This window comes from Knoellia sp. AC549, assembly GCF_979258975.1.
On the sequence record NZ_OZ409890.1, the window covers coordinates 3,743,414 to 3,765,188 of the forward strand.

The following is a 21,775-nucleotide window of genomic DNA, read 5'->3' on the forward strand; positions in this document are numbered from 1 at the left end:
CAATGATCGTCGACCTGCCCAGCACGACGACCGTGGACATCTCCAAGAGGCTCGTGCGGCTGCGCTCCGACACCGGGTCCATGGCCCTCACCCGCGTGCTCACGCTGGTCGTCGTCGTCGACGAGAGCGACGCCGATGCCGCGATCGAGACGGCCAACGACGCGAGCCGCCAACACCCCTGCCGCATCATCGTGGTGGTCATCGCCAACCGTCGCGGCGCCGCCCGGCTCGACGGTCAGATCCGCATCGGCGGAGACGCCGGGGCCAGCGAGGTCGTCGTGCTCCGGCTCTACGGTCCCCTCGCCTCGCACGGGCGTTCGGTCGTCACCCCCCTCCTGCTCGCCGACGCCCCGATCGTGGCGTGGTGGCCCACCGAGCCGCCCAAGGACCCGGCCCACGACCCCATCGGTGAGATGGCCCAGCGACGGGTCACCGACGTCTCGCGGTCCAAGGGTGCACCCCGGGGCCCGCTCACCCGTCTGGCGGCGGCGTACTCGCCCGGTGACACCGACCTCTCCTGGTCTCGCGTGACCCTGTGGCGCGCGCTCCTCACCGCAGCCCTCGACCAGGCCCCCTTCGAGCCGGTGGTCTCGGTGACCGTCACGGGCGCGTCCGACTCACCATCGGCGACCCTGCTCGCCGGGTGGCTCGCGAAGCGGCTGCGGTGCCCGGTCACCCTCGTGCCCTCCCGCGCGGGCACGGGCATCATCAGCGTCCGCCTCGACCGACCCGGTGGACCGCTCGACCTCGTCCGCCCCCAGAACGGCACGACGGCGACGCTGTCGCAGCCGGGCCGTCCAGAGCGCACCATCGCGCTGCCCCCGCGCAGCGACGCCGAGTGCCTGGCTGACGAGCTGCGCCGGCTCGACCCGGACGAGGTCTATGCCGACGCCCTGCGGGAGAGCCTGGCGTCCGTGATCCACAGCCGGCGCACGTCCAGCGAGGCCCAGCGCAAGGGCATCAGCCCGTCGGTGGCCGAGGCCCGCGCCGACGCCGCCCGGATCCGGCGCGAGACCAAGGTCGGTGCCAGCGCGGCCATGGTCAACGCGCCCATGCCGGCCAAGGACGACGACCCCGCGCAGGTCCAGCAGGCCGCGGCCCGCCAGCTCGACAAGGCGCGCGCGAAGCGCAAGAAGTCATCCTGAGAGGACACCGCACATGACCGGAGCCAACGACCTCAGCCAGGTGCACGATGTCGACGTCATCGTGCACCCCGGCATCCAGGAGCTGAGCGACGCCATCGCCGCCCGCCTCGTGACCGCGATCGCCGACGCCCTGGCCAGTCAGGACGTCGCGCACGTCTCGCTCACCGGGGGCTCGCTCGGCTCGGCCATCTGGGCCTCCATGGCAGCGCTCCCGGCACGCGCAGCGGTGGACTGGTCCCGGGTCGAGCTGTGGTGGGGCGACGAGCGCTACCTTCCCGCGGGTGACAAGGACCGCAACGACGTCCAGAACGACGCGGCCGGGCTGGCCTCCCTCCCCCTCGACCCGGCGAACATCCACCGGGTGCTCGGACCGGATGCGTCCGAGAGCGCGGAGGCCAGCGCCACGGCATACGGGGAGCTCGTCCGCGCGAGCGGCGCGGGTGCGTTCGACGTCATGATCCTCGGTGTCGGGCCGGACGGCCACGTCGCCTCGCTCTTCCCGGGACACCCCGCCCAGCAGAGCAGCGACGCCATCGCCGTCGCGGTGCACGACTCCCCCAAGCCGCCGCCGGACCGCGTCAGCCTGACCTTCGAGGCGCTGCGTCGCTCCCGCGAGGTGTGGTTCGTCGTCGCCGGCGCCGACAAGGCCAAGGCCGTCGCCAACGGTGTCGCGGGCGCCGGTCCTGCCTACAGCTCCGCCGCCCAGGTCAAGGGTGAGCAGCGCACCCTGTGGCTCATCGACGCGGAGGCCGCCGTGAACCTGTGAGGCCTGGACGAACGCCTGCACGGACCCACGGACGACGTCAGCCCCGGCCATTCCGGCCGGGGCTGACGTGTCTGACACGGATGTGTGTGCCTACTGGATGAGTCCGCGCTGTCGCAACGACCCGAGCGCCTCGTCCAGGATCGCCTCGCCGTCCTTGTCGGAACGGCGCTCCTTCACGTAGGCCAGGTGGGTCTTGTAGGGCTCGACCTTGACCGGGGCCGGCGGGTTGTCCTTGTCCTGGCCGGCCGGGAGGCCGCACCGTGGGCAGTCCCAGGTCTCGGGCACCTCGAGGTCGTGCTCCTGCGCGAAGCTCGGTCGCGTCTCGTGGCCGTTGGTGCACCAGAACGAGACGTGCACCCGGGGGGCGGAGTCCCCACGCTCGGCCTCGCCCATCGGACCGGCGCCGACCCGGCTGCCGCGGATCGCGTTACCACCAGACATCGACATCAACCTTCTCTCGGGTCAGGAAGCGAATCTCAGGAGGAGAACCGGTCGAGCACACCCAGGCCGACGACGCAGACGAACCAGACGATGGCCACGGCATACGTGATGCGGTCGAGGTTGCGCTCCGCGACCGAGGACCCACCGAGGGAGGTGGACATGCCTCCGCCGAACATGTCGGAGAGGCCACCGCCCTTGCCCTTGTGGAGCAGGATGAGCAGGGTGAGGAAGAGGCCACCCAGGACCAGGAGGACCTGGAGGCCGATTTTGACCGCTTCCACGGTGCTCCTTCGATAGTCAGTTCAGTGCTTCGCCCAATGGGGCGCCGCTACAGGATACCTGCCGCGTCAGCTGGTCTTGAGGTGGTCGCGGTAGCGGCAGATGGCCGCGAACTCCGCGGGGTCGATCGAGGCACCACCGACGAGGGCGCCGTCGACGTCACCCTGCTCCATGATTGCCGCGACGTTGCCCGACTTCACCGACCCGCCGTAGAGGATGCGCACCCGGTCGGCGAGGTCGCCGGAGTAGAGCTCGGCCAGCGCGGTCCGGATGGCCGCACACACCTCCTGCGCGTCAGCCGGTGTCGCGACCTCTCCGGTGCCGATGGCCCACACCGGCTCATAGGCGATGACGATGCTCGCAGCCTTGTCGGCGGGCAGGCCGTCGAGGCCGGCCCGCACCTGGGCGAGGACGTGGTCGACGTGCGTTCCGGCCTGGCGGATGTCGAGGCCCTCGCCGACGCAGAAGATCGGTGTCAGACCGTTCTCGTATGCCGCCGCGACCTTGGCCTTCACCGTCTCGTCCGTCTCGGCGTGGTACTCCCGCCGTTCGCTGTGGCCGACGGTGACATAGGTGCAGCCGAGCTTGGCGAGGAAGGCCCCGCTGATCTCGCCGGTGTAGGCGCCGCTCTGGTGCTGCGAGAGGTCCTGGGCGCCGTAACGGATCGAGAGACGATCGCCGTCGACGAGGGTCTGGACACTGCGGAGGTCGGTGAACGGAGGCAGCACGGCCACCTCGACGGCACCGTGGTCGTGCTTGGCGTCCCGCAGCGTCCAGTCGAGCTTCTGCACGAGGTGGGTGGCCTGCAGGTGGTCCAGGTTCATCTTCCAGTTGCCCGCCATGAGCGGGACGCGCTGGGCTGCGGTGGCCTTGGCCATCTGGGGGTTCCTTCAGCTTTTCGTCGAGGACGGTGAGTCCGGGGAGGTCCTTGCCCTCGAGGTACTCGAGGCTGGCACCCCCGCCGGTGGAGATGTGACCGAACTGGTCGTCGGTGAAGCCGAGCTGTCGCACCGCGGCGGCAGAGTCTCCGCCACCGACAACGGTGAGCGCACCGTCGGAGGTGATGTCGGCGAGCGCCTTGGCCAGGGCCGCCGTGCCCGCCGCGTAGGGCTCCATCTCGAAGGCGCCCATGGGTCCGTTCCAGAAGACCGTCCGGCAGTCGGCGAGCTTCTCTGCGAACAGCTCCGAGGACCTCGGGCCGATGTCGAGACCCATGCGGTCAGCCGGGATGGCGTCGATGGCCACGACCTCGTGGTCGGCGTCAGCCGAGAACTCGGTGGCAGCGACGACGTCGACGGGCAGGACGATCTCGACACCGCGCTGCTGCGCCTGGTCGAGGTATCCCTTGACTGCCTCGACCTGGTCCTGCTCGAGCAGGCTCTTGCCGACCTCATGGCCCTGGGCCTTGAGGAAGGTGAAGACCATGCCGCCGCCGATGAGCAGCCGGTCGGCGGTCTGGATGAGGTTGTCGATGACCGCCAGCTTGTCGGACACCTTCGCGCCACCCAGCACCACGGCATACGGGCGTTCGGGTTCGGTCGTCAGGCGACGCAGCACGTCGACCTCGGTCTCGACGAGGCCACCGACGGCGGACGGCAGGAGGCGTGCGACGTCGAAGACGGACGCCTGCTCACGGTGCACGACACCGAAGCCGTCGGAGACGAAGACGTCCGCGAGGGCGGCGAGCTGGCCCGCGAACTCGGCGCGCTCCTGCGCGGACTTGGCCGTCTCACCCGCGTTGAAGCGGAGGTTCTCGAGCAGGACGACGTCGCCGTCCTGGGCGCCGTCGACGGCCGACCGGGCGCCCTCGCCGACGGTGTCGGTCGCGAACGTCACCTCGTCGTCGAGCAGCTCACCCAGGCGGGCGGCGACGGGGGCCAAGGAGTACTTGTTCTCCGGGGCACCCTTGGGCCGCCCGAGGTGGGCGCACACGATGACGCGTGCGCCCGCCTCGGACAGGGCCTTGATCGTCGGGACCGAAGCGACGATCCGACCGTCATCGGTGATCGTGGTGCCCTCGAGGGGGACGTTCAGGTCGGACCGGACGAGGACGCGCTTGCCCCGCAGGTCGCCGAGGTCGGCGATCGACTTCATGTCAGACAGCTCCGTGTGTGGTGGTCGGCTCTGGTCAGAGGGACGTGCCGACGAGCGTGACGAGGTCGGCGAGGCGGTTGGAGTAGCCCCACTCGTTGTCGTACCAGCCGACGACCTTGACCTGGTTGCCGATGACCTTGGTCAGGCCCGAGTCGAAGATGCACGACGCCGGGTCGGTCTCGATGTCCTTGGAGACGATCGGGTCCTCGGTGTAGACGAGGATGCCCTTGAGCGGACCCTCGGCGGCCTTCTTGACGGCGGCGTTGACCTCCTCCACGGTGGTCTCGCGACCGGCCTCGAAGGTGAGGTCGGTGGCCGAGCCGGTCGGCACCGGGACGCGCAGGGCGTAGCCGTCGAGCTTGCCCTTGAGCTCGGGGAGGACGAGGCCGATGGCCTTCGCCGCACCGGTGGACGTCGGCACGATGTTGATCGCGGCGGCGCGCGCCCGACGCAGGTCGGAGTGCGGCGCGTCCTGGAGGTTCTGGTCCTGGGTGTAGGCGTGGATCGTCGTCATGAGGCCCTTGACGATGCCGAACTCGTCGTTGAGCACCTTGGCCATCGGGCCGAGGCAGTTCGTCGTGCAGGACGCGTTGGAGATGATGTTGTGCGTGGCGGCGTCGTAGTCACCGTCGTTGACGCCCATGACGATGGTGACGTCCTCGTTCTTGGCCGGGGCCGAGATGATGACCTTCTTGGCACCACCCTCGAGGTGGACCTTGGCCTTCTCGGCGTCGGTGAAGATTCCGGTGGACTCGACGACGATGTCGGCGCCGACCTCGCCCCAGGGAAGCTTGGAGGGGTCGCGCTCGGCGAAGGCCTTGAACGTCTTGCCGTTCGCGGTGATGTCGGCCTCGGTCGAGGTGACCTCACCCTCGAAGCGACCCAGGATCGAGTCGTACTTGAGCAGGTGGGCCAGCGTGGCGTTGTCGGTGAGGTCGTTGACGGCGACGATCTCGATGTCGGCGCCGGACGCGATCACGGCGCGGTAGAAGTTGCGGCCGATGCGGCCAAAGCCATTGATGCCAACGCGGACAGTCACGAGCAGTCTGCCTTCCGATCGGGAGGGTGCGTGGGGCTGGACCACGTCACCATGGGGTACGTCACAACCCTAGTGCCGGTCCCCGGGCCCTTTGGCGGAGGTCCGTCGTACGGTCAAGTAACCGTTTTCGCACCGCCACATTATCGGGTCACCCGATAAAGCTCCGCTTTGCCCGGGTTGGCAACTCGGGTGAAGCGGGCCGAAGTCGGGTCAAGCCCCGGCGCCGGGCCGGTTGCCTGGGTCAGGCGGCAGCGACGGCCGAGCGGATCCACGCGGCGATCCGCCCCGGATGCTGCAGATCTGCCCATGTCACCCGGATCACGGTGTAGCCCAGGCGGCGCAGCCGATCCTCTCTGCGCTTCTCGGCGAAGAGGGCGTCCGGGCCGCCGTCGGCGTACTTCAGCTTGCCATCGAACTCGACGACGATCTTGGTCCCCTCCACGACGAAATCCACCCTGGCGACGAACTCTCCGTCCTCGTCGAAGATGGTCACCTGAGGAACGAGGTGTATGCCGGCCGCGATCGCGAGAACGCCCAACCGAGACTCCCCCACCGACTCGCGTCTCTCGTTGGTCAGGGTGAGCATCATCTGGCACCTGCCGCTGTGCGGCTGTCCCGTGACCAGGGCGTATGCCGCCTGCAGCTGGCCTCTGTCGACCAGGCCGAGGCGCAGCGCGTGATCCGCGGCGATCGTGCCTGACGTCGGGCCCGCGTCCATCGTGTAGTGGATGAGGCTGGCGGCGACGTCGCAGGCGGCGAGTTCACCGACCAGCTCCACCGTGCCGTGTCGCGGTCGCATGCGGAAGGACTGGGTGAGGACCTCGTGGGTCAGCGGTCGCACGAGATCGACCCGTGCCGGCAGCGCCGGCCAGATCGGAACGTCGCGCAACGCGAGTGCCGATGCATGACTCACGGCGGCGTCCGGATAGAGGAGAAGGCCTGCGCACGCCAGCCGACGATGCTGGGACTCCGGCGACAGATCGCTCGTGCCGACGGCATACACCCCACGGCAGACCGACTCGACCTGGCCCCGGGAACGCAGGCGCGCGAGAGTCTTGCGATCGAGGCCGAGCTTCATCGCTTCATGAGTCGCGAACAGAGCGAACTCGGTTCTCCCGACGGGGATCAGATCATCCATGGCCACAGCCTGCGTGGGCTCCTGGCAGGGGCGCCAGAGTCAGTGTGTGCACCTGTGGACGACGCGGACCTGAGCTTGGCCCTGTGGATGAGCGACCCACCGCTGCTCCCGACCCGACTTTGTCCCGCTTCACCTGATGTGCCAACCCGGGTGGAGCTCCCCTTTATCGGGTCACCCGATAAAGGGGCGAGGGAGGGAGCGGGGTCGAGCCTGCGCCGGTTCGGCTCAGGTGTCGAGCATGTCGGGCGTGAGGTCGGCGTCGGTGCCGGGCAGGCCCATGTCCTCGGCGCGTTTGTCGGCCATCGCGAGCAGACGTCGGATGCGTCCGGCGACGGCGTCCTTGGTCATCGCCGGCTGGGCCAGCTGGCCGAGCTCCTCGAGCGAGGCCTGCTTGTGCTGGAGCCGCAGCTGGCCGGCCTCACGGAGGTGGTCGGGGATGTCGTCGCCGAGGATCTCGAGAGCCCGACCCACGCGTGACCCCGCCGCCACCGCGGCGCGGGCCGATCGCCGCAGGTTGGCGTCGTCGAAGTTGGCGAGCCGGTTGGCCGTGGCCCGGACCTCGCGTCGCATCCTGCGCTCCTCCCAGGCCATCACCGCGTCGTGCGCGCCGAGCCTGGTGAGCATCGCGCCGATGGCGTCACCGTCCCGGATGACGACCCGGTCGATGCCGCGGACCTCGCGCGCCTTGGCCTGGATGCCGAGCCGGCGCGCGGCACCGACGAGTGCCAGCGCGGCCTCGGGTCCGGGGCAGGTCAGCTCGAGGGCGGAGGACCGGCCCGGCTCGGTCAGCGAGCCGTGCGCGATGAACGCTCCACGCCACGCCGCCTCGGCGTCGCACACCGACCCCGAGACGACCTTGGGGGGCAGGCCACGCACGGGTCGACCCCGACCGTCGATGAGCCCGGTCTGTCGCGCAAGTGCCTCGCCGTCCTGGACGACGCGCACGACATAGCGACTGCCCTTGCGGAGCCCGCCCGCCGCGAGCACGAGGATCTCGGGCGTCTGCCCGTAGAGCTCGTGGATCTCGCGACGCAGCCGCCGCGCGGCGTTTGCCGTGTCGAGCTCTGCCTCGACGACGATCCGTCCCCCGATGATGTGCAGCCCACCCGCGAACCGCAGCGTCGCGGCCACCTCCGACTTGCGGCAACAGGGTTTGGTCACCTCGTGGCGGCTGAGTTCGTCCTTCACCTTCGCCGTCATTGCCATGCCCGTCATCCTGCCACGCGACATCAGGGGCGGCGCCCCGAGCCAAGGACGTCCTGCAGCGCGGCCGCCAGTCGCAGCCGGTCGTGCTGGGTCGGCGAGGTGGCGATCGCCACGCGGTGGATGTGGAGCTCCGCGCCGACGGCCCGACAGGCCGCGGCCAGCGCCTGCTCGTCGTCGACGACCGACGGGTCGGCGAGGACGGCGTCGAGGGTGATCCCGGGCGCGTGGGCGGCGAACGACTCCACGTGGTGGATGGCGCTGAAGCCGGCCGTCTCGTTGGTCACCATCTCGAGGTTGAGCACGAGGAGGCGTCGGGCACGCGTGACCGAGAGGGCCTCGGCCAGGTCGGGGACGAGGAGGTGGGGCATGACCGACGTGAACCACGACCCCGGTCCGAGCACGACCCAGTCGGCCGCGCGGATGGCCGCGATGGACTCGGGGTATGCCGGCGGGTTGGCCGGGAGGAGCCGCAGCTCGCGCACCTGGCCCTTGGTCGTGGCGACCTGGGCCTGACCGCGCACGAGAGTGACCTCGTCGGGCTGCTCCGGGTGGGCGCCCATCACGTCGGCCTCGATGTCGAGAGGGACCGCAGCCATCGGGAGGACACGACCCCGCGCGTTGAGCAGGCGGCCGACGAGCTCGAGCCCGGCCACGGGGTCCTCGTGCAGCTCCCAGAGGGCGACGATCAGCAGGTTGCCGAGGGCGTGGCCCCCGAGCGGTCCGTCGCCGGCAAAGCGGTGCTGGAGGACGTCGCGCCAGGTGTGCCCCCACTCGGTCTCCTCGCAGAGCGCGGACAGCGCCATGCGCAGGTCACCGGGTGGGAGGACGCCGAACTCTCCCCGCAACCGCCCCGACGACCCACCGTTGTCGGCGACCGTGACGATCGCCGTGATCTCGTCGGTGACGAAGCGGAGGGCGGCCAGTGACGCCGCCAACCCGTGACCGCCGCCGAGAGCCGCAACGACCGGCCGACTCACTCGCGCCCCAGATCTCGGTGGACGAGGAAGGTCTCGATGCGGTCGGAGGCCAGTCGCTGTGCCAGGGCCTCGGCCATGGCCACGGAGCGGTGCTTGCCGCCGGTGCAGCCGATCGCGAGCGTGACGTAGCGCCGGCCCTCGGAGTGGTAGCCGCGGGTCACGGGCTCCATGAGGGCCACGACCCGGTCGAGGAACTCACCGGCGTCGCTCTGACCGAGGACGTGCGCCGACACCTGCGCGTCCCGACCGTCGAGGGGTCGAAGCTCCGGCACCCAGAACGGGTTGGGGAGGAAGCGCATGTCGAAGACGAAGTCGGCGTCCAGCGGCACGCCGTACTTGAAGCCGAAGGACAGCAGGGCGAGGCGCAGCGACGGCCCGTCTCCGCTCCCGAAGAGTGGTGCGATCTTGCGGGCGAGCTGGTGGACGTTGAGGCCGGAGGTGTCGACGACGATCTGGGCCCGCGACCGCAGGTCACGCAGGATCTCGCGCTCGTGCTGGATCCCGTCGAGGAGGCGGCCGTCACCCTGGAGCGGGTGGGGGCGCCGGACCGACTCGAAGCGCCGGACGAGCGCCTCGTCGGTCGCGTCGAGGAAGAGCAGCTGGGGCGTCCAGCCCGTCGACCGGAGGTGCTGGACCGCGTCCTCGAACTCGGTGAAGAAGTGCTGGCTCCGGACGTCGACGACGGCGGCGATCTTGATCTCGCGGCCCTCGGCGCGGGCCTGGTTGCCGAGCTTGGCCATCGAGACGAGCAGCTGTGGCGGCAGGTTGTCGACGACGTACCAGCCCTGGTCCTCCATGACGTTGGCGGTGGTCGAGCGCCCGGCCCCGCTCATGCCGGTCACGATGACGAAGTCGGCGCCAGATGCCGCGGCGGGCTGCTGGCTCTCCGGGACGGGACTGTCAGGCATCGCTGCCCCTCTCGTCGTCGATGACCTCGCCGGTCATGAGGTTGACCGTGGGTTCGGTGGGCGCGCCGGTCAGCTCGCGCTGGATCGTCTCTGCCAGCGTATGGCCGATTCCCTTGACTTCCCCCAGTTCGAGCAGGCTCGCTGCCCTGATCCGTTTCACCGAGCCGAAGTGGCGCAACAGCGCCTTCTGCTTGACGTCACCCAGGCCCGGTATGCCGTCCAGTGCCGAGTTCGTCATGGCCTTGCTCCGCCGCTGGCGGTGGAAGGTGATGGCGAAGCGGTGCGCCTCGTCACGCAGTCGCTGGAGGAGGTAGAGCCCCTCGCTCGTGCGCGGCAGGACGACGGGGAAGTCCTGCCCGGGGACCCACACCTCCTCGAGTCGCTTGGCGAGCCCCACGACGGCGACGTCGACGATGCCGAGGTCCTCGATCGCGCGGGCCGCGGCGTTGACCTGTGGCAGGCCACCGTCGACGACGACCAGCTGCGGTGGATAGGCGAAGCGGGTCGGCCGCCCGGTCTCCTCGTCGCGCCCCTGCGGCTGGTCACGGTCCTTGAGGTAGCGGCGGAAGCGGCGGGTGAGGACCTCGTGCATGGCGGCCGTGTCGTCGATCGGCCCGGCCGCGCCGTCCGCGCCGTCGGCGCCGTCGGCGCCCTCGTGGCCGCGGACGATGAACCGGCGGTACTCGCCCTTGCGGGCGAGCCCGTCCTCGAAGACGACCATCGACCCGACGACCTGGGTTCCCTGCACGTGGCTGATGTCGTAGCACTCGATGCGCAGCGGCGACTCGTCGAGGGCGAGGAACTCCTGGAGCTGCTGGAGGGCCTGCGAGCGTGCCGTCAGGTCACCTGCGCGCGCGACCTTGTGCCGGGCCAGGCTCTGGGTCGCGTTGCGTTCGACGGTCTCCATGAGGGTGCGCTTGTCGCCGCGCTGGGGGACGCGCAGGTCGACCCGGCTCCCCCGCAGCCCGGAGAGCCACTCACCCAGGGTCTCTGCGGAGTCCGGCATGACCGGCACGAGGACCTCACGGGGCACGCCCTCGCCCTCCTCTCCGCCGTAGAGCTGCTGCAGGAGGTGTCCGACGACCTCGGGCACCGTCTCGAACTCCTTCTCGGCCACCCAGCCGCGCTGACCCCGGATGCGGCCGCCGCGCACGTGGAAGACCTGGACCGCGACCTCGAGCTCGTCGTCGGCGAGGGCGAACACGTCGGCATCCGTGCCGTCGCCGAAGACCACGGCCGACTTCTCGAGGACGCGTTGCAGCGCCCCGATGTCGTCACGCAGCCGAGCCGCGGTCTCGAACTCCATCGCGTCGGAGGCCTCGCGCATCTGCCGCTCGAGGCGCTTGACGAACTTCGAGCTTCTCCCCCGCCATGAAGTCGCAGAAGTCCTCGGCGATCTGGCGATGGGTGTCGGCATCGACGCGCCCGACGCACGGCGCGGAGCACTTGTCGATGTAGCCGAGCAGGCAGGGGCGGCCGACCTGGCTGGCGCGCTTGAACACCCCGGCGGAGCACGTGCGGATCGGGAAGACCCGCAGCGCCTGGTCGAGCGTCTCCCGGATCGCCCAGGCGTGGGCGTACGGTCCGAAGTAGCGGGTGCCCTTGCGCTTGGCCCCCCGCAGCACCTGCGCTCGTGGGAACTCCTCACCCATCGTCACCGCGAGATAGGGATAGGACTTGTCGTCGCGGTACTTGACGTTGAACCGCGGGTCGAACTCCTTGATCCACGAGTACTCGAGCTGGAGGGCCTCGACCTCGGTCAGGACCGTCGTCCACTCGACGCTGGCTCCGGCCATGACCATCGAGGCCGTCCGCGGGTGGAGCAACCCGATGTCCTGGAAGTAGGAGGACAGGCGGGGACGCAGCGACTTGGCCTTGCCGACGTAGATGACCCGGCCGTCCTTGTCACGGAACCGGTAGACGCCCGGATCGGTCGGGATCTCTCCCGGCCGGGGACGATACGACGACGGGTGGGCCACATCCCCAACCCTAGGACGCGGCACCGTCAGCCCGGGACGCCCCTGCCCGGACGGCATACCTGTCCGGTATGCCGTGTGCTCACGTCACGCTGACGCCGTCAGCCCCCACGGTCACGGACTTGACCTCCAGGCCCGACGTGGCCGGGCCCTGCTTGACCGCGCCGGTGGCGATGTCGAACTGGCTGCCGTGGCACGAGCACTTGATGAGCCCGTCCTCGACGCTCGTGACGTTGCAGCCCTGGTGGGGGCACACAGCGGAGAAGGCCTTGTACTCGCCCTCCGTCGGCTGGGTGATGACGACCTTGGCGGACTCCACGATCGTCCCGCCGCCGACGGGGATGTCGGCCTTCTTGGCGAGGTCCTTGACGGCACCGGCCGCGCCCGAGGCGGCGGACGAGGCCGCCGATGTCGCTGCCGACGCAGCTCCGCTCGCGGCACCCTCGACGTCCTCGGCGCTCGTGCCGCAGGCGGTGAGCCCGACACCGGCGATCGCGACCACACCCGCCGCTCTCATGGCCTCGCGTCGGCCGCAGCAGGAGAGCCGCGCCAGATCGGTGTCTGGTGTCGCGTCTCGGGTGTCCAGTGCTTCTGCCATGGTCCTCAACCTCTCGTCCTGCGGGGTCAGTTCGTACGCTGCTTCGTACGGTGTGCCGCCAGTATGCCGACGGTTCCTGTTGGCCGCCTGTGAAGATCGCACACATAAGTGTGCACGTCACCCTTGGTAACGACTCGGCACAACTTGCGTCAACGTGGCCGGAAACGGCACATCCCGTGGCTATTGTTCGCGGTGCTCGCACACCCGTCGCGAGCTCCTCGGCTGATCCGCCGCGGGAGAAGAAGTTTCAGGAGGAAACGTGGCTCAGCGTTCCGTCATGACCATGGGTGCATCGCTGCTGGTGGCCTCGATCGCACTCGCCGGATGCGGCACCCGCGGAGAGAGCGAAGACACCGGTGGCACCACCGGCGGAGACGCCAAGGTCGCGAAGATCGGCGTCATCGCGCCGCTCTCAGGTGACCTGTCCGCCCTCGGTAAGGGCATCCAGCACTCTGTCGAGCTTGCCGTCAAGCAGGCCAACGACTCCAAGGCCATCCCCGGGTGGACCCTGCAGGTCGAGGCCGTGGACGACGAGGGGAAGGCGGACGTCGGCAAGAACGGCGCCACCAAGCTCGCCTCGGACGACCAGGTCGTCGGCGTCGTCGGCAACCTCAACTCGAGTGTCAGCCAGCAGACCCAGCCGGTTTTCGCGGCTGCCAACATCACCCAGATCTCCCCCGCCAACACCGGCCCGTCGCTGACCCGCGGCGCCGATGGCAACGCACGTCCCTACAAGACGTTCTTCCGCACCTGCACCACGGACATCGCGCAGGGTGGCTTCGCGGCCAAGTTCCTCATCGACCAGGGGATCAAGACCGTCGCCACGATCCACGACAAGAAGACGTACGGCCAGGGCCTGGTCCAGTACTTCACCGAGGCCTACAAGGCCGCCGGCGGAAACGTCGTGGCTGCCGAGACGATCAACCCGGACGAGTCCAACTACTCCCCGGTCGTCTCCAAGGTCGCCCCGTCCAAGCCCGGCGCCGTGTTCTACGGTGGCGAGTACCCGCAGGGCGGACCGCTGTCCAAGCAGATGAAGGCCGGTGGCCTCAACGTCCCCCTCATGGGTGGCGACGGCATCTTCGACCCGCAGTTCATCGCGCTGGCCGGCTCGACGTCCACGGGCGACCTCGCCACCTCCGTCGGTGAGCCCACCGACGCCAGCGAGGCCGGCAAGAAGTTCCTCGCCGACTACGAGGCAGCCAAGTACGCCGAGCCGTCCGCGGCCTACGGCGGCTACTCGTACGACGCAGCGAACGCCATCATCAACGCGCTCAAGGTCTCCCTCAAGGACGCCGATGACGCCAAGGGCGCTCGTCAGGCCACGGTCGACGAGGTCGGCAAGGTCTCGTTCGACGGCGTGACCGGCAAGGTCGAGTTCGACGAGTTCGGCGACACCAAGGTCAAGGTCATCACGGGCTACAAGGTCGAGGGTGGCAAGTGGGCCACCGTCAAGTCCGAGAACGTCAGCTGATCGGCAACAGTCCGACGCGTTGACGTAGTTCATCCAAGCAGGGGCGGGCGAGAGTCCGCCCCTGCTTGAATGTGCCAGCCCCCAAACAGAGAGGTGCCGGTTCCGCGATGACCGAGTTCCTGCAACAGATCGTGAACGGCTTGACCCTCGGGTCGCTGTACGCGCTGATCGCCGTCGGCTACACCGTCGTCTACGGCATCGTCCAGCTCATCAACTTCGCCCACGGTGAGGTCTTCATGATCGGGGCCTTCGGCGCCCTGGCCACGTGGAGTGTCCTCTTCAAGGGCCAGACCGGCCTGTGGGTCCTTCCGATCATGGTGCTGGGCGCCGTGCTCGTGTCCGTCCTCACTGCCGTCGTCATGGAGCGCATTGCCTACCGGCCGCTCCGCAACGCCCCCCGCCTGGCGCCGCTCATCACCGCCATCGGCATCTCGGTGTTCCTCCAGGAGGCCATCCGCCTCTTCTACCCCGGCGCGAAGAGCAAGCTGACCTTCCCCGAGATCGACGTCGTCACCGGGTCCGCGCTGGCCATCGGTGGCCTCAACATCCAGCGGGCCGCGATCTTCACCGTCGGTGCGCTCGTCATCTCCGCCATCTTCCTGTGGTTCTTCGTCAACCGGACGCGCCTCGGCCAGGGCATGCAGGCCGTCTCGCAGGACCCGGACACGGCTCAGCTCATGGGCATCAATGTCAACCGCATCATCGTCATCGCCTTCGCGCTCGGTGCTGCGCTCGCTGCCGTGGGCGGTGTGGCCCAGGGTCTGCTCAACTCCAACATCGACTTCCGCATGGGCTTCCTCGCCGGCCTCAAGGCCTTCACGGCTGCGGTGCTCGGCGGCATCGGCAACATCCAGGGTGCGATCGTCGGCGGTCTCACCCTGGGCATCGCCGAGTCGATGGCCACCCAGTTCATACCCGGCCAGTTCGGCGGGTCGGCATGGAAGGACGTGTGGGCGTTCGTGCTTCTCATTCTCGTGCTCGTCTTCAGGCCTCAGGGCCTTCTCGGCGCCCGGGTGGTGGACCGCGCATGAGCACCTCGACGACCGACCTCACGCACGACCACGACGACGACGCCGCCAAGGTGCCGCTCCTCGAGCGCGTCCCCGGGCGCGGCAGCGCCGCTGCCTGGCCCCTCGGTCTCGCTGGCGCTGTCATCCTCATCGCCGGCACGTTCCTCTCGTGGAGCTTCACGAAGGACGTCCTCGGTGACCTCTCGATCGACGGCTACCCCGGTGGCGTGCAGATCTGCATGATCGCCCTCGGCGTCACCGCCCTGGTGTTCCTGCTGGCCCACAAGGGTCCGCTGCACGGCCTTGGCGAGTGGCTCGACACGGCCGCTGCCGTGCGCGTCCTCGGCCTCGGAGCCGTCGCCTACATGGTCATCGCCATCGGCGCGATCGCCTACGAGTCCGGTGGCCTCGTCAACGTCAACCCCGGCGGCTGGATCTCGCTCCTCGGAGCGCTGCTCCTCGCGGCAGCCGGCCTGATGCTCGTCTCCCGTCAGCACCGCGACCCGCTCTTCGCCAAGACGTCGTCGTGGCTGGAGATCTGCACGATCATCGTGCTGATGGCGCTCGTGCTCTTCGGCGCGGCCTACGCGCTCGACATCGGCGACGGGTGAAGCTCTCGCTCTTCCTGCTCTTCGTCGCCTTCGTCGCGGTGGCCCTGTCCAAGGCCGGGCTCTTCACCTGGGTCGGGCTCATCGCCCAGAAGAACCGCCCGGTGCTCATGCTCGGCTTCTTCGCGGTGGCGTTCCTCTTCCCGTTCACCCAGGGCGGCTCGGACGAGAACATGTCCATCGCCACGCAGGTGCTGATCTTCGCGGCGACCGCCCTCGGCCTCAACATTGTCGTCGGCCTCGCCGGGCTGCTCGACCTCGGCTACATCGCCTTCCTCGGCGCCGGCGCCTACGTCGGTGCGGTGCTTTCGACGTCAGCGTTCGCGACGATCGACTGGAAGCCGCCGTTCATCGTGGTCGTCCTGGTCGGTGCCTGTTTCTCGGCGCTGCTCGGGCTCATCATCGGGTCGCCGACACTCCGTGTCTCCGGTGACTACCTCGCCATCGTGACCCTGGCCTTCGGTGAGATCTTCCGGTTCACCATGGGCAACCTCGACGGCGAGAACGGCCCGGACCTCACCAACGGACCCAACGGGGTCCCGGCGATCCCGGAGCTCGCCATCGGGTCGTTCGACTTCGGTCAACCCCACACGATCCTGGGGGTCACCCTCGGAAGGTTCGCGAACTACTACTTCCTGCTCCTCCTCATCGCGGTGATCATCATTCTCGTGTTCACCCGCCTCAACAACAGCCGGATCGGCCGTGGTTGGGTCGCGATCCGCGAGGACGAGAAGGCAGCCGAGGCCATGGGCGTCAACGTCTTCGGGCTCAAGCTGTTCGCCTTCGCCGGAGGCGCGTTCCTGGCCGGCATGGCCGGCACGGTCAAGGCCCACCACGACGTGTCCGTGACGCCCGACCAGTACATCTTCCTCGAGTCCGCGTTCCTGCTCGCGGCGATCGTCCTCGGCGGCATGGGGACCGTGGCCGGCGTCATCGTCGGTGCCACGATCCTCAAGCTCCTCCCCGAGAAGCTTCCGCTTCATCGCTGACTACCGACTGCTGATCTTCGGACTGGTGCTCGTCCTCATGATGCGGTTCCGTCCGGAGGGCCTCATCGCGAGCCAGCGGCGCAAGCTCGAGTTCCATGAGGAAGACGAAGGGCTCGCGCAACGCATCGAAGAAGTCCATCTCGAGGAAGCGGAGGCCAAGGCATGACCATCACCGAGACTCCCCCACCCGCAGGTGCGGCGACGGTCGGCGCTGCGATCCTCGAGGCGCGTGGCGTGACCATGCGCTTCGGTGGGCTCACCGCGGTCAAGGACGTCGACATGACCGTCCGAGAGGGCGAGATCGTCGGCCTCATCGGTCCCAACGGCGCCGGGAAGACCACCTTCTTCAACTGCCTCACCGGTCTCTACAAGCCGACCGAGGGTGTGGTGACGCTGGGCGGTGAGGTCCTTCCGCCCAAGCCACGAGCAGTCGTCATCGCCGGCATGGCCCGGACCTTCCAGAACATCCGCCTCTTCGCCAACATGACGGCCCTCGAGAACGTCATGGTCGGGCGCTACTGCCGGACCACCTCGATGGCGTTGACCTCGATCCTGCGTGGACCGAAGTTCCGGCGTGAGGAGGAGGCGACCCGCGCGCGGGCCCAGGAGCTCCTCGAGTTCGTCGGTCTCGGTGAGTCGTCGGAGCACCTCGCGCGCAACATGCCCTACGGCGACCAGAGGCGTCTCGAGATCGCTCGCGCCCTGGCCACCGACCCCAAGCTCATCCTCCTCGATGAGCCCACGGCCGGCATGAACCCGCAGGAGACGAAGCAGGCGTCCGACCTCATCTTCCGGATCCGGGACAGCGGTCTCGCCGTGGTCGTCATCGAGCACGACATGCGGTTCATCTTCGGTCTCTGCGACCGCGTGCTCTGTCTCGTCCGGGGTGAGGTCCTCGTCGAGGGCACCCCCGGTGAGGTCCAGTCCGACCCCCGCGTCATCGACGCCTACATCGGCGGCGGAGACGATGACGACGAGGACGAGGTCCCGGCCCCGCCGTCCGACCACGTCCCGCACTCGACGGAGGAGAAGCTGTGAGCCCCATGCTCGAGGTCAAGGACCTCGTCGTCGCCTACGGCAAGATCAAGGCCGTCAAGGGCATCAGCTTCAGCGTCGACGAGGGCGAGGTCGTCACCCTCATCGGCACCAACGGCGCCGGCAAGACGACGACCCTGCGCACCATCTCGGGTCTTCTGCGCCCCGTGAGCGGATCGATCCGCTTCCAGGGCAAGCGCATCGATGCCACGGCAGCACACGACATCGTCACGCTCGGTCTCGCGCACTCCCCCGAGGGTCGTCGGATCTTCCCGCGGCTCTCGGTCGAGCAGAACCTCCTCCTCGGAGCCTTCGCTCGACGTGACGGCGACGTCCCGAAGGATCTCAGGGCGGCCTACGAGCTGTTCCCGATCCTCGGCGAGCGCAAGGCCCAGGCGGCCGGCACGTTCTCCGGTGGTGAGCAGCAGATGCTCGCCATGGGTCGCGCGATGATGAGCCGCCCCAAGCTTCCTCATGCTCGACGAGCCCTCGATGGGCCTGTCACCGCTCATGATGAAGACCGTCATGTCGACGGTGACGACGCTGCAGGAGCAGGGCACGACGATCCTGCTGGTCGAGCAGAATGCCCAGGCGGCCCTCAAGCGAGCGACCAAGGGCTACGTCCTGGAGGTCGGCAAGATCGTCCTCTCGGGCACGGGCTCCGAGCTCCTCAAGAGCGACGACGTCCGCAAGGCCTACCTCGGCGAGGACTGAGCGGCACGACCACACGAGAGGGCCCCGCACCGGACTCGGTGCGGGGCCCTCTCGTGTGGTTCGCGGGAACGCTGCGTATGCCGCCCGCTGGTCTAGGCGCTCTTGCGCGGCGATCGTTTGGTGACGTTGGCCCGCGTGGACGACGTCGCTGATGTCGTCTGGCTCCTGGTGGCCGTCCGCGCAGCAGCGGTCTTCTTGGTCGTTGCCGACTTCGCCTTGGCTGTCGCCTTCGCAGCTGTCTCCTTCGAGGCGCCTGCCTGCGCTGCTGCTGCCTTTGTCGACGCTGACGCCGTGGCCTTCTTCGTCGTCGACGACTTCTTGGCTGCAGCCTTCGTGGGCTTCACCTGGCTCGTTGCCGCCTTCCTGGCGGCAGCGGTGGGGCGCGTCGTCGTGCGTGAGGTCTTGGCCAGCACCGGTGCCAGGAACTGGCCGGTGTAGCTGTCGGGATGTGCCGCGACCTCTTCGGGAGTGCCCGTCGCGACGACGGAGCCGCCCTTGTTGCCGCCCTCTGGACCGAGGTCGACGATGTAGTCGGCGCACTTGATGACGTCGAGGTTGTGCTCGATGACCAGGACGCTGTTGCCCTTGTCGACGAGCCCCTGGAGGACGCCGAGCAGCTTGCGGATGTCCTCGAAGTGCAGGCCTGTCGTGGGTTCGTCGAGGACGTAGATCGTGCGCCCCGTCGATCGCTTCTGCAGCTCCGTCGCGAGCTTGACGCGCTGCGCCTCACCACCGGAGAGCGTCGGAGCGGGCTGACCGAGCCGCACGTAGCCCAGTCCCACCTCGGTCAGCGTGTTCATGTGCCGCGCGATCCCGGGGACGGCAGCGAAGAACTCGGCGGCCTCCTCGATCGGCATGTCGAGCACGTCGGCGATGGTCTTGCCCTTGAAGTGCACCTCGAGGGTCTCGCGGTTGTAGCGCGCTCCGTGGCAGACCTCGCAGGGGACGTAGACGTCGGGGAGGAAGTTCATCTCGATCTTGATCGTGCCGTCGCCGGAGCACGCGTCGCAGCGGCCCCCCTTGACGTTGAAGGAGAAGCGTCCCGGCTGGTAGCCCCGGATCTTGGCCTCGGTCGTCGTCGCGAAGAGCTTGCGGATCACGTCGAAGACGCCCGTGTAGGTCGCCGGGTTGGACCGGGGCGTCCGGCCGATCGGGCCCTGGTCGACGTGGACGACCTTGTCGAGGTGCTCCAGCCCCGTGACCGTCCTGTGCCGCCCGGGGACGTGCCTCGCGCCGTTGAGCTTGTTGGCGAGCACGTGGTAGAGGATGTCGTTGACGAGCGTCGACTTGCCCGAGCCCGAGACCCCGGTCACGGCCACGAGGTTGCCGAGGGGGAAGCTGGCGGTGACGTCGTGGAGGTTGTGCTCGCGGGCTCCGACGACGGTGACCTCGCGGCCGCGCTCCTGCGGACGCCGCACTGCCGGAAGCGGGATCTCGAGGCGACCCGAGAGGTACTTGCCGGTGACCGACGTCTCGTGGGTGAGCAGGTCGGCGACCGTGCCGGAGTGGACGACCTCTCCCCCGTGCTCGCCGGCGCCCGGGCCGATGTCGACGACCCAGTCGGCCGTGGCGATCGTGTCCTCGTCGTGCTCGACGACGATGAGGGTGTTGCCGAGGTCGCGCAGCCGGGTGAGCGTCTCGATGAGCCGGCGGTTGTCGCGCTGGTGCAGGCCGATGCTCGGCTCGTCGAGCACGTAGAGCACACCGACGAGGCCGGAGCCGATCTGGGTGGCAAGGCGGATGCGCTGTGCCTCACCGCCGGAGAGCGTGCCGGAGGGCCGGTCGAGGCTGAGGTAGTCGAGGCCGACGTCGAGGAGGAAGCCGAGCCGGGCGTTGATCTCCTTGATGACACGCTCGGCGATCTGTCGCTCGCGCACGGTGAAGTCGACGTGCTCGAGGAACCCGGCCGAGTCAGAGATCGGCAGGGCGCACACGTCCGCGATGCTCTTGCCGCCGATGAGCACGGCGAGGGACTCCGGCTTGAGCCGGCTGCCGCGGCAGGCCGGGCAGGGCACCTCGCGCATGTAGCCCTCGTAGCGCTCGCGGCTCCACTCGGAGTCGGTCTCGGCGTGCCGGCGCTTGACGAAGGGGATGGCACCCTCGAATCCGGTCGTGTAGGAGCGCTCGCGCCCGAAGCGGTTCCTGTACTTGACGTGGACCTTGTGGTTGCGGCCGTGCAGCAGCGACTCCCGGGCGCGCTCGGGCAGGGCGCGCCAGGGCGCGTCGATGCTGAACTTCAGCTCCTCGGCGAGGGCTCCGAGGACCCGCTGGAAGTACTCGGACGCACCGCTGCCCGACGCCCACGGTGCGATGGCACCCTCGGCCAGGCTGAGGTCGTCGTTGGGAACGACGAGCTCCGGGTCGACCTCGAGCTCGGTGCCGATGCCGGTGCAGACGGTGCAGGCGCCGAACGGCGAGTTGAACGAGAAGGAGCGCGGCTCGACCTCGTCCATCGCAAGCGGGTGGTTGTTGGGGCAGGCCATCTTCTCGGAGAAGCGGCGCTCGCGCGGCAGCGCCTCGCCCTCGGGCCCCTCGGGCACGTCGACGAACTCGATGAGCACGACGCCGCCGGCGAGGCCGAGCGCGGTCTCGACGGAGTCGGTGAGCCGACGCTTGGAGGAGGCGTCACCGCCCTTGGCCACGAGCCGGTCGACGACGACGTCGATGGTGTGCTTGATCTGCTTCTCGAGGATCGGCGGCTCGGCGAGCGAGACCACATCCCCGTCGACGCGGGCCCGGGCGAACCCCTTGGACTGCAGCTCCGAGAAGAGGTCGACGAACTCGCCCTTGCGCGCGCGGACCACCGGCGCGAGGACCTGGAAGCGGGTGCGCTCCGGCAGCTCGAGCAGCTGGTCGACGATCTGCTGGGGGCTCTGCCGAGTGATCGGCTCGCCACACGTCGGGCAGTGCGGTCGACCGGCGCGGGCGAAGAGCAGGCGGAGGTAGTCGTAGACCTCGGTGATCGTGCCGACCGTGGAGCGGGGGTTGCGGTTGGTCGACTTCTGGTCGATCGAGACCGCCGGGGAGAGTCCCTCGATGAAGTCGACGTCGGGCTTGTCCATCTGGCCGAGGAACTGGCGGGCGTAGGCCGACAGCGACTCGACGTAGCGGCGCTGGCCCTCGGCGAAGATCGTGTCGAACGCCAGCGACGACTTGCCCGAGCCCGACAGGCCGGTGAAGACGACGAGCGAGTCTCTCGGCAGGTCGACCGACACGTCCTTGAGGTTGTGCTCACGCGCGCCACGGACGACGAGTCGGTCGTGGGTGGCGCTGCCGGAGCGTCGGGCGGGCGCGGGGGTCACAGCAGAAGTCACGCTCCCCATGCTAGGTGTCGCCACCGACAGCCCCTGACGAACGCCCCTTGCGCCCCTACAGTGA

At 69.0% G+C, this 21,775-nt stretch carries 18 protein-coding genes and 3 pseudogenes; 9 read left to right on the forward strand and 12 right to left on the reverse strand.

Annotation, left to right across the window (positions count from 1 at the left end):
- Nucleotides 1-2: 2 nt before the first annotated feature.
- Nucleotides 3-1,145 carry a glucose-6-phosphate dehydrogenase assembly protein OpcA gene (locus tag ACZZ98_RS18255; protein WP_463517564.1) on the forward strand — a complete coding sequence of 381 codons (1,143 nt, stop codon included), beginning with the start codon at nucleotides 3-5 and terminating at the stop codon, nucleotides 1,143-1,145.
- Nucleotides 1,146-1,158: 13 nt separating this feature from the next.
- Nucleotides 1,159-1,911: a 6-phosphogluconolactonase gene (gene pgl, locus ACZZ98_RS18260; RefSeq protein WP_463517565.1), complete on the forward strand. Its 753-nt coding sequence runs from the start codon at nucleotides 1,159-1,161 to the stop codon at nucleotides 1,909-1,911.
- Between the two features lie 90 nt (nucleotides 1,912-2,001).
- On the opposite strand, the gene ACZZ98_RS18265 is transcribed toward pgl, so the two are convergent.
- The 11 genes and pseudogenes from ACZZ98_RS18265 to ACZZ98_RS18315 form a co-directional block, all read right to left on the reverse strand.
- Nucleotides 2,002-2,352 carry an RNA polymerase-binding protein RbpA gene (locus tag ACZZ98_RS18265; protein WP_380089557.1) on the reverse strand — a complete coding sequence of 117 codons (351 nt, stop codon included), beginning with the start codon at nucleotides 2,350-2,352 and terminating at the stop codon, nucleotides 2,002-2,004.
- Between the two features lie 35 nt (nucleotides 2,353-2,387).
- On the reverse strand, nucleotides 2,388-2,633 hold the full coding sequence (secG, locus tag ACZZ98_RS18270; protein ID WP_463517566.1) for a preprotein translocase subunit SecG: 246 nt from the start codon (nucleotides 2,631-2,633) through the stop codon (nucleotides 2,388-2,390).
- Nucleotides 2,634-2,699: 66 nt separating this feature from the next.
- Nucleotides 2,700-3,509: a triose-phosphate isomerase gene (gene tpiA / locus ACZZ98_RS18275; protein ID WP_463517567.1), complete on the reverse strand. Its 810-nt coding sequence runs from the start codon at nucleotides 3,507-3,509 to the stop codon at nucleotides 2,700-2,702.
- A 19-nt stretch (nucleotides 3,510-3,528) separates the two neighbouring features.
- Nucleotides 3,529-4,725, reverse strand: a pseudogene (locus ACZZ98_RS18280) (phosphoglycerate kinase); the annotation flags it as partial.
- A gap of 34 nt (nucleotides 4,726-4,759) precedes the next feature.
- On the reverse strand, nucleotides 4,760-5,764 hold the full coding sequence (gene gap / locus ACZZ98_RS18285; protein ID WP_463517568.1) for a type I glyceraldehyde-3-phosphate dehydrogenase: 1,005 nt from the start codon (nucleotides 5,762-5,764) through the stop codon (nucleotides 4,760-4,762).
- 241 nt (nucleotides 5,765-6,005) lie between these two features.
- Complete coding sequence (locus tag ACZZ98_RS18290) at nucleotides 6,006-6,902, reverse strand: type IV toxin-antitoxin system AbiEi family antitoxin domain-containing protein (RefSeq protein ID WP_463517569.1); 897 nt, start codon at nucleotides 6,900-6,902, stop codon at nucleotides 6,006-6,008.
- Nucleotides 6,903-7,127: 225 nt separating this feature from the next.
- Nucleotides 7,128-8,108: a DNA-binding protein WhiA gene (gene whiA, locus ACZZ98_RS18295; protein ID WP_463517570.1), complete on the reverse strand. Its 981-nt coding sequence runs from the start codon at nucleotides 8,106-8,108 to the stop codon at nucleotides 7,128-7,130.
- A gap of 23 nt (nucleotides 8,109-8,131) precedes the next feature.
- Complete coding sequence (locus ACZZ98_RS18300; protein WP_463517571.1) at nucleotides 8,132-9,085, reverse strand: gluconeogenesis factor YvcK family protein; 954 nt, start codon at nucleotides 9,083-9,085, stop codon at nucleotides 8,132-8,134.
- Nucleotides 9,082-9,993 (reverse strand): RNase adapter RapZ, encoded by a 912-nt coding sequence (rapZ, locus tag ACZZ98_RS18305; RefSeq protein WP_463517572.1) that lies wholly within the window; start codon nucleotides 9,991-9,993, stop codon nucleotides 9,082-9,084. The genes ACZZ98_RS18300 and rapZ overlap by 4 nt, the downstream gene beginning before the upstream one ends.
- Nucleotides 9,986-11,972, reverse strand: a pseudogene (gene uvrC, locus ACZZ98_RS18310) (excinuclease ABC subunit UvrC). Before uvrC ends, rapZ begins: the two are co-directional and overlap by 8 nt.
- Nucleotides 11,973-12,051: 79 nt before the next feature.
- On the reverse strand, nucleotides 12,052-12,567 hold the full coding sequence (locus ACZZ98_RS18315; RefSeq protein ID WP_463517573.1) for a Rieske (2Fe-2S) protein: 516 nt from the start codon (nucleotides 12,565-12,567) through the stop codon (nucleotides 12,052-12,054).
- Between the two features lie 277 nt (nucleotides 12,568-12,844).
- On the opposite strand from ACZZ98_RS18315, the gene ACZZ98_RS18320 reads away from it, so the two are divergent.
- From ACZZ98_RS18320 to ACZZ98_RS18350, 7 genes and pseudogenes are all read left to right on the forward strand, one after another.
- Entirely contained in the window at nucleotides 12,845-14,041 is a 1,197-nt protein-coding gene (locus ACZZ98_RS18320) for a branched-chain amino acid ABC transporter substrate-binding protein (RefSeq protein WP_463517574.1), read from the forward strand.
- 107 nt (nucleotides 14,042-14,148) lie between these two features.
- Nucleotides 14,149-15,072 (forward strand): branched-chain amino acid ABC transporter permease, encoded by a 924-nt coding sequence (locus ACZZ98_RS18325; RefSeq protein ID WP_463517575.1) that lies wholly within the window; start codon nucleotides 14,149-14,151, stop codon nucleotides 15,070-15,072.
- Entirely contained in the window at nucleotides 15,069-15,662 is a 594-nt protein-coding gene (locus tag ACZZ98_RS18330) for a hypothetical protein (protein WP_463517576.1), read from the forward strand. The genes ACZZ98_RS18325 and ACZZ98_RS18330 overlap by 4 nt, the downstream gene beginning before the upstream one ends.
- Nucleotides 15,659-16,648, forward strand: a complete 990-nt coding sequence (locus tag ACZZ98_RS18335; RefSeq protein ID WP_463517577.1) for a branched-chain amino acid ABC transporter permease — start codon at nucleotides 15,659-15,661, stop codon at nucleotides 16,646-16,648. Before ACZZ98_RS18330 ends, ACZZ98_RS18335 begins: the two co-directional genes overlap by 4 nt.
- Nucleotides 16,649-16,673: 25 nt before the next feature.
- Nucleotides 16,674-16,814 (forward strand): hypothetical protein, encoded by a 141-nt coding sequence (locus tag ACZZ98_RS18340; RefSeq protein ID WP_463517578.1) that lies wholly within the window; start codon nucleotides 16,674-16,676, stop codon nucleotides 16,812-16,814.
- Nucleotides 16,811-17,686 carry an ABC transporter ATP-binding protein gene (locus tag ACZZ98_RS18345; RefSeq protein WP_463517579.1) on the forward strand — a complete coding sequence of 292 codons (876 nt, stop codon included), beginning with the start codon at nucleotides 16,811-16,813 and terminating at the stop codon, nucleotides 17,684-17,686. Before ACZZ98_RS18340 ends, ACZZ98_RS18345 begins: the two co-directional genes overlap by 4 nt.
- Before the next feature lie 5 nt (nucleotides 17,687-17,691).
- A pseudogene (locus ACZZ98_RS18350) lies at nucleotides 17,692-18,397 on the forward strand (ABC transporter ATP-binding protein).
- A gap of 92 nt (nucleotides 18,398-18,489) precedes the next feature.
- Here ACZZ98_RS18350 and uvrA read toward each other — a convergent pair.
- Nucleotides 18,490-21,720 carry an excinuclease ABC subunit UvrA gene (gene uvrA, locus ACZZ98_RS18355; protein WP_463517812.1) on the reverse strand — a complete coding sequence of 1,077 codons (3,231 nt, stop codon included), beginning with the start codon at nucleotides 21,718-21,720 and terminating at the stop codon, nucleotides 18,490-18,492.
- Nucleotides 21,721-21,775: the final 55 nt, after the last annotated feature.

Coding starts and splice junctions, on each gene's coding strand:
- ACZZ98_RS18255 (WP_463517564.1), top strand. CDS start 3: ATGATCGTCGACCTGCCCAGCACGACGACCGTGGACATCTCCAAGAGG.
- rapZ (WP_463517572.1), bottom strand. CDS start 9,993: ATGCCTGACAGTCCCGTCCCGGAGAGCCAGCAGCCCGCCGCGGCATCT.
- ACZZ98_RS18325 (WP_463517575.1), top strand. CDS start 14,149: ATGACCGAGTTCCTGCAACAGATCGTGAACGGCTTGACCCTCGGGTCG.
- uvrA (WP_463517812.1), bottom strand. CDS start 21,720: ATGGGGAGCGTGACTTCTGCTGTGACCCCCGCGCCCGCCCGACGCTCC.
- whiA (WP_463517570.1), bottom strand. CDS start 8,108: ATGGCAATGACGGCGAAGGTGAAGGACGAACTCAGCCGCCACGAGGTG.
- pgl (WP_463517565.1), top strand. CDS start 1,159: ATGACCGGAGCCAACGACCTCAGCCAGGTGCACGATGTCGACGTCATC.
- ACZZ98_RS18320 (WP_463517574.1), top strand. CDS start 12,845: ATGACCATGGGTGCATCGCTGCTGGTGGCCTCGATCGCACTCGCCGGA.
- ACZZ98_RS18290 (WP_463517569.1), bottom strand. CDS start 6,902: ATGGATGATCTGATCCCCGTCGGGAGAACCGAGTTCGCTCTGTTCGCG.
- tpiA (WP_463517567.1), bottom strand. CDS start 3,509: ATGGCCAAGGCCACCGCAGCCCAGCGCGTCCCGCTCATGGCGGGCAAC.
- ACZZ98_RS18315 (WP_463517573.1), bottom strand. CDS start 12,567: ATGGCAGAAGCACTGGACACCCGAGACGCGACACCAGACACCGATCTG.
- ACZZ98_RS18345 (WP_463517579.1), top strand. CDS start 16,811: ATGACCATCACCGAGACTCCCCCACCCGCAGGTGCGGCGACGGTCGGC.
- ACZZ98_RS18265 (WP_380089557.1), bottom strand. CDS start 2,352: ATGTCTGGTGGTAACGCGATCCGCGGCAGCCGGGTCGGCGCCGGTCCG.
- ACZZ98_RS18330 (WP_463517576.1), top strand. CDS start 15,069: ATGAGCACCTCGACGACCGACCTCACGCACGACCACGACGACGACGCC.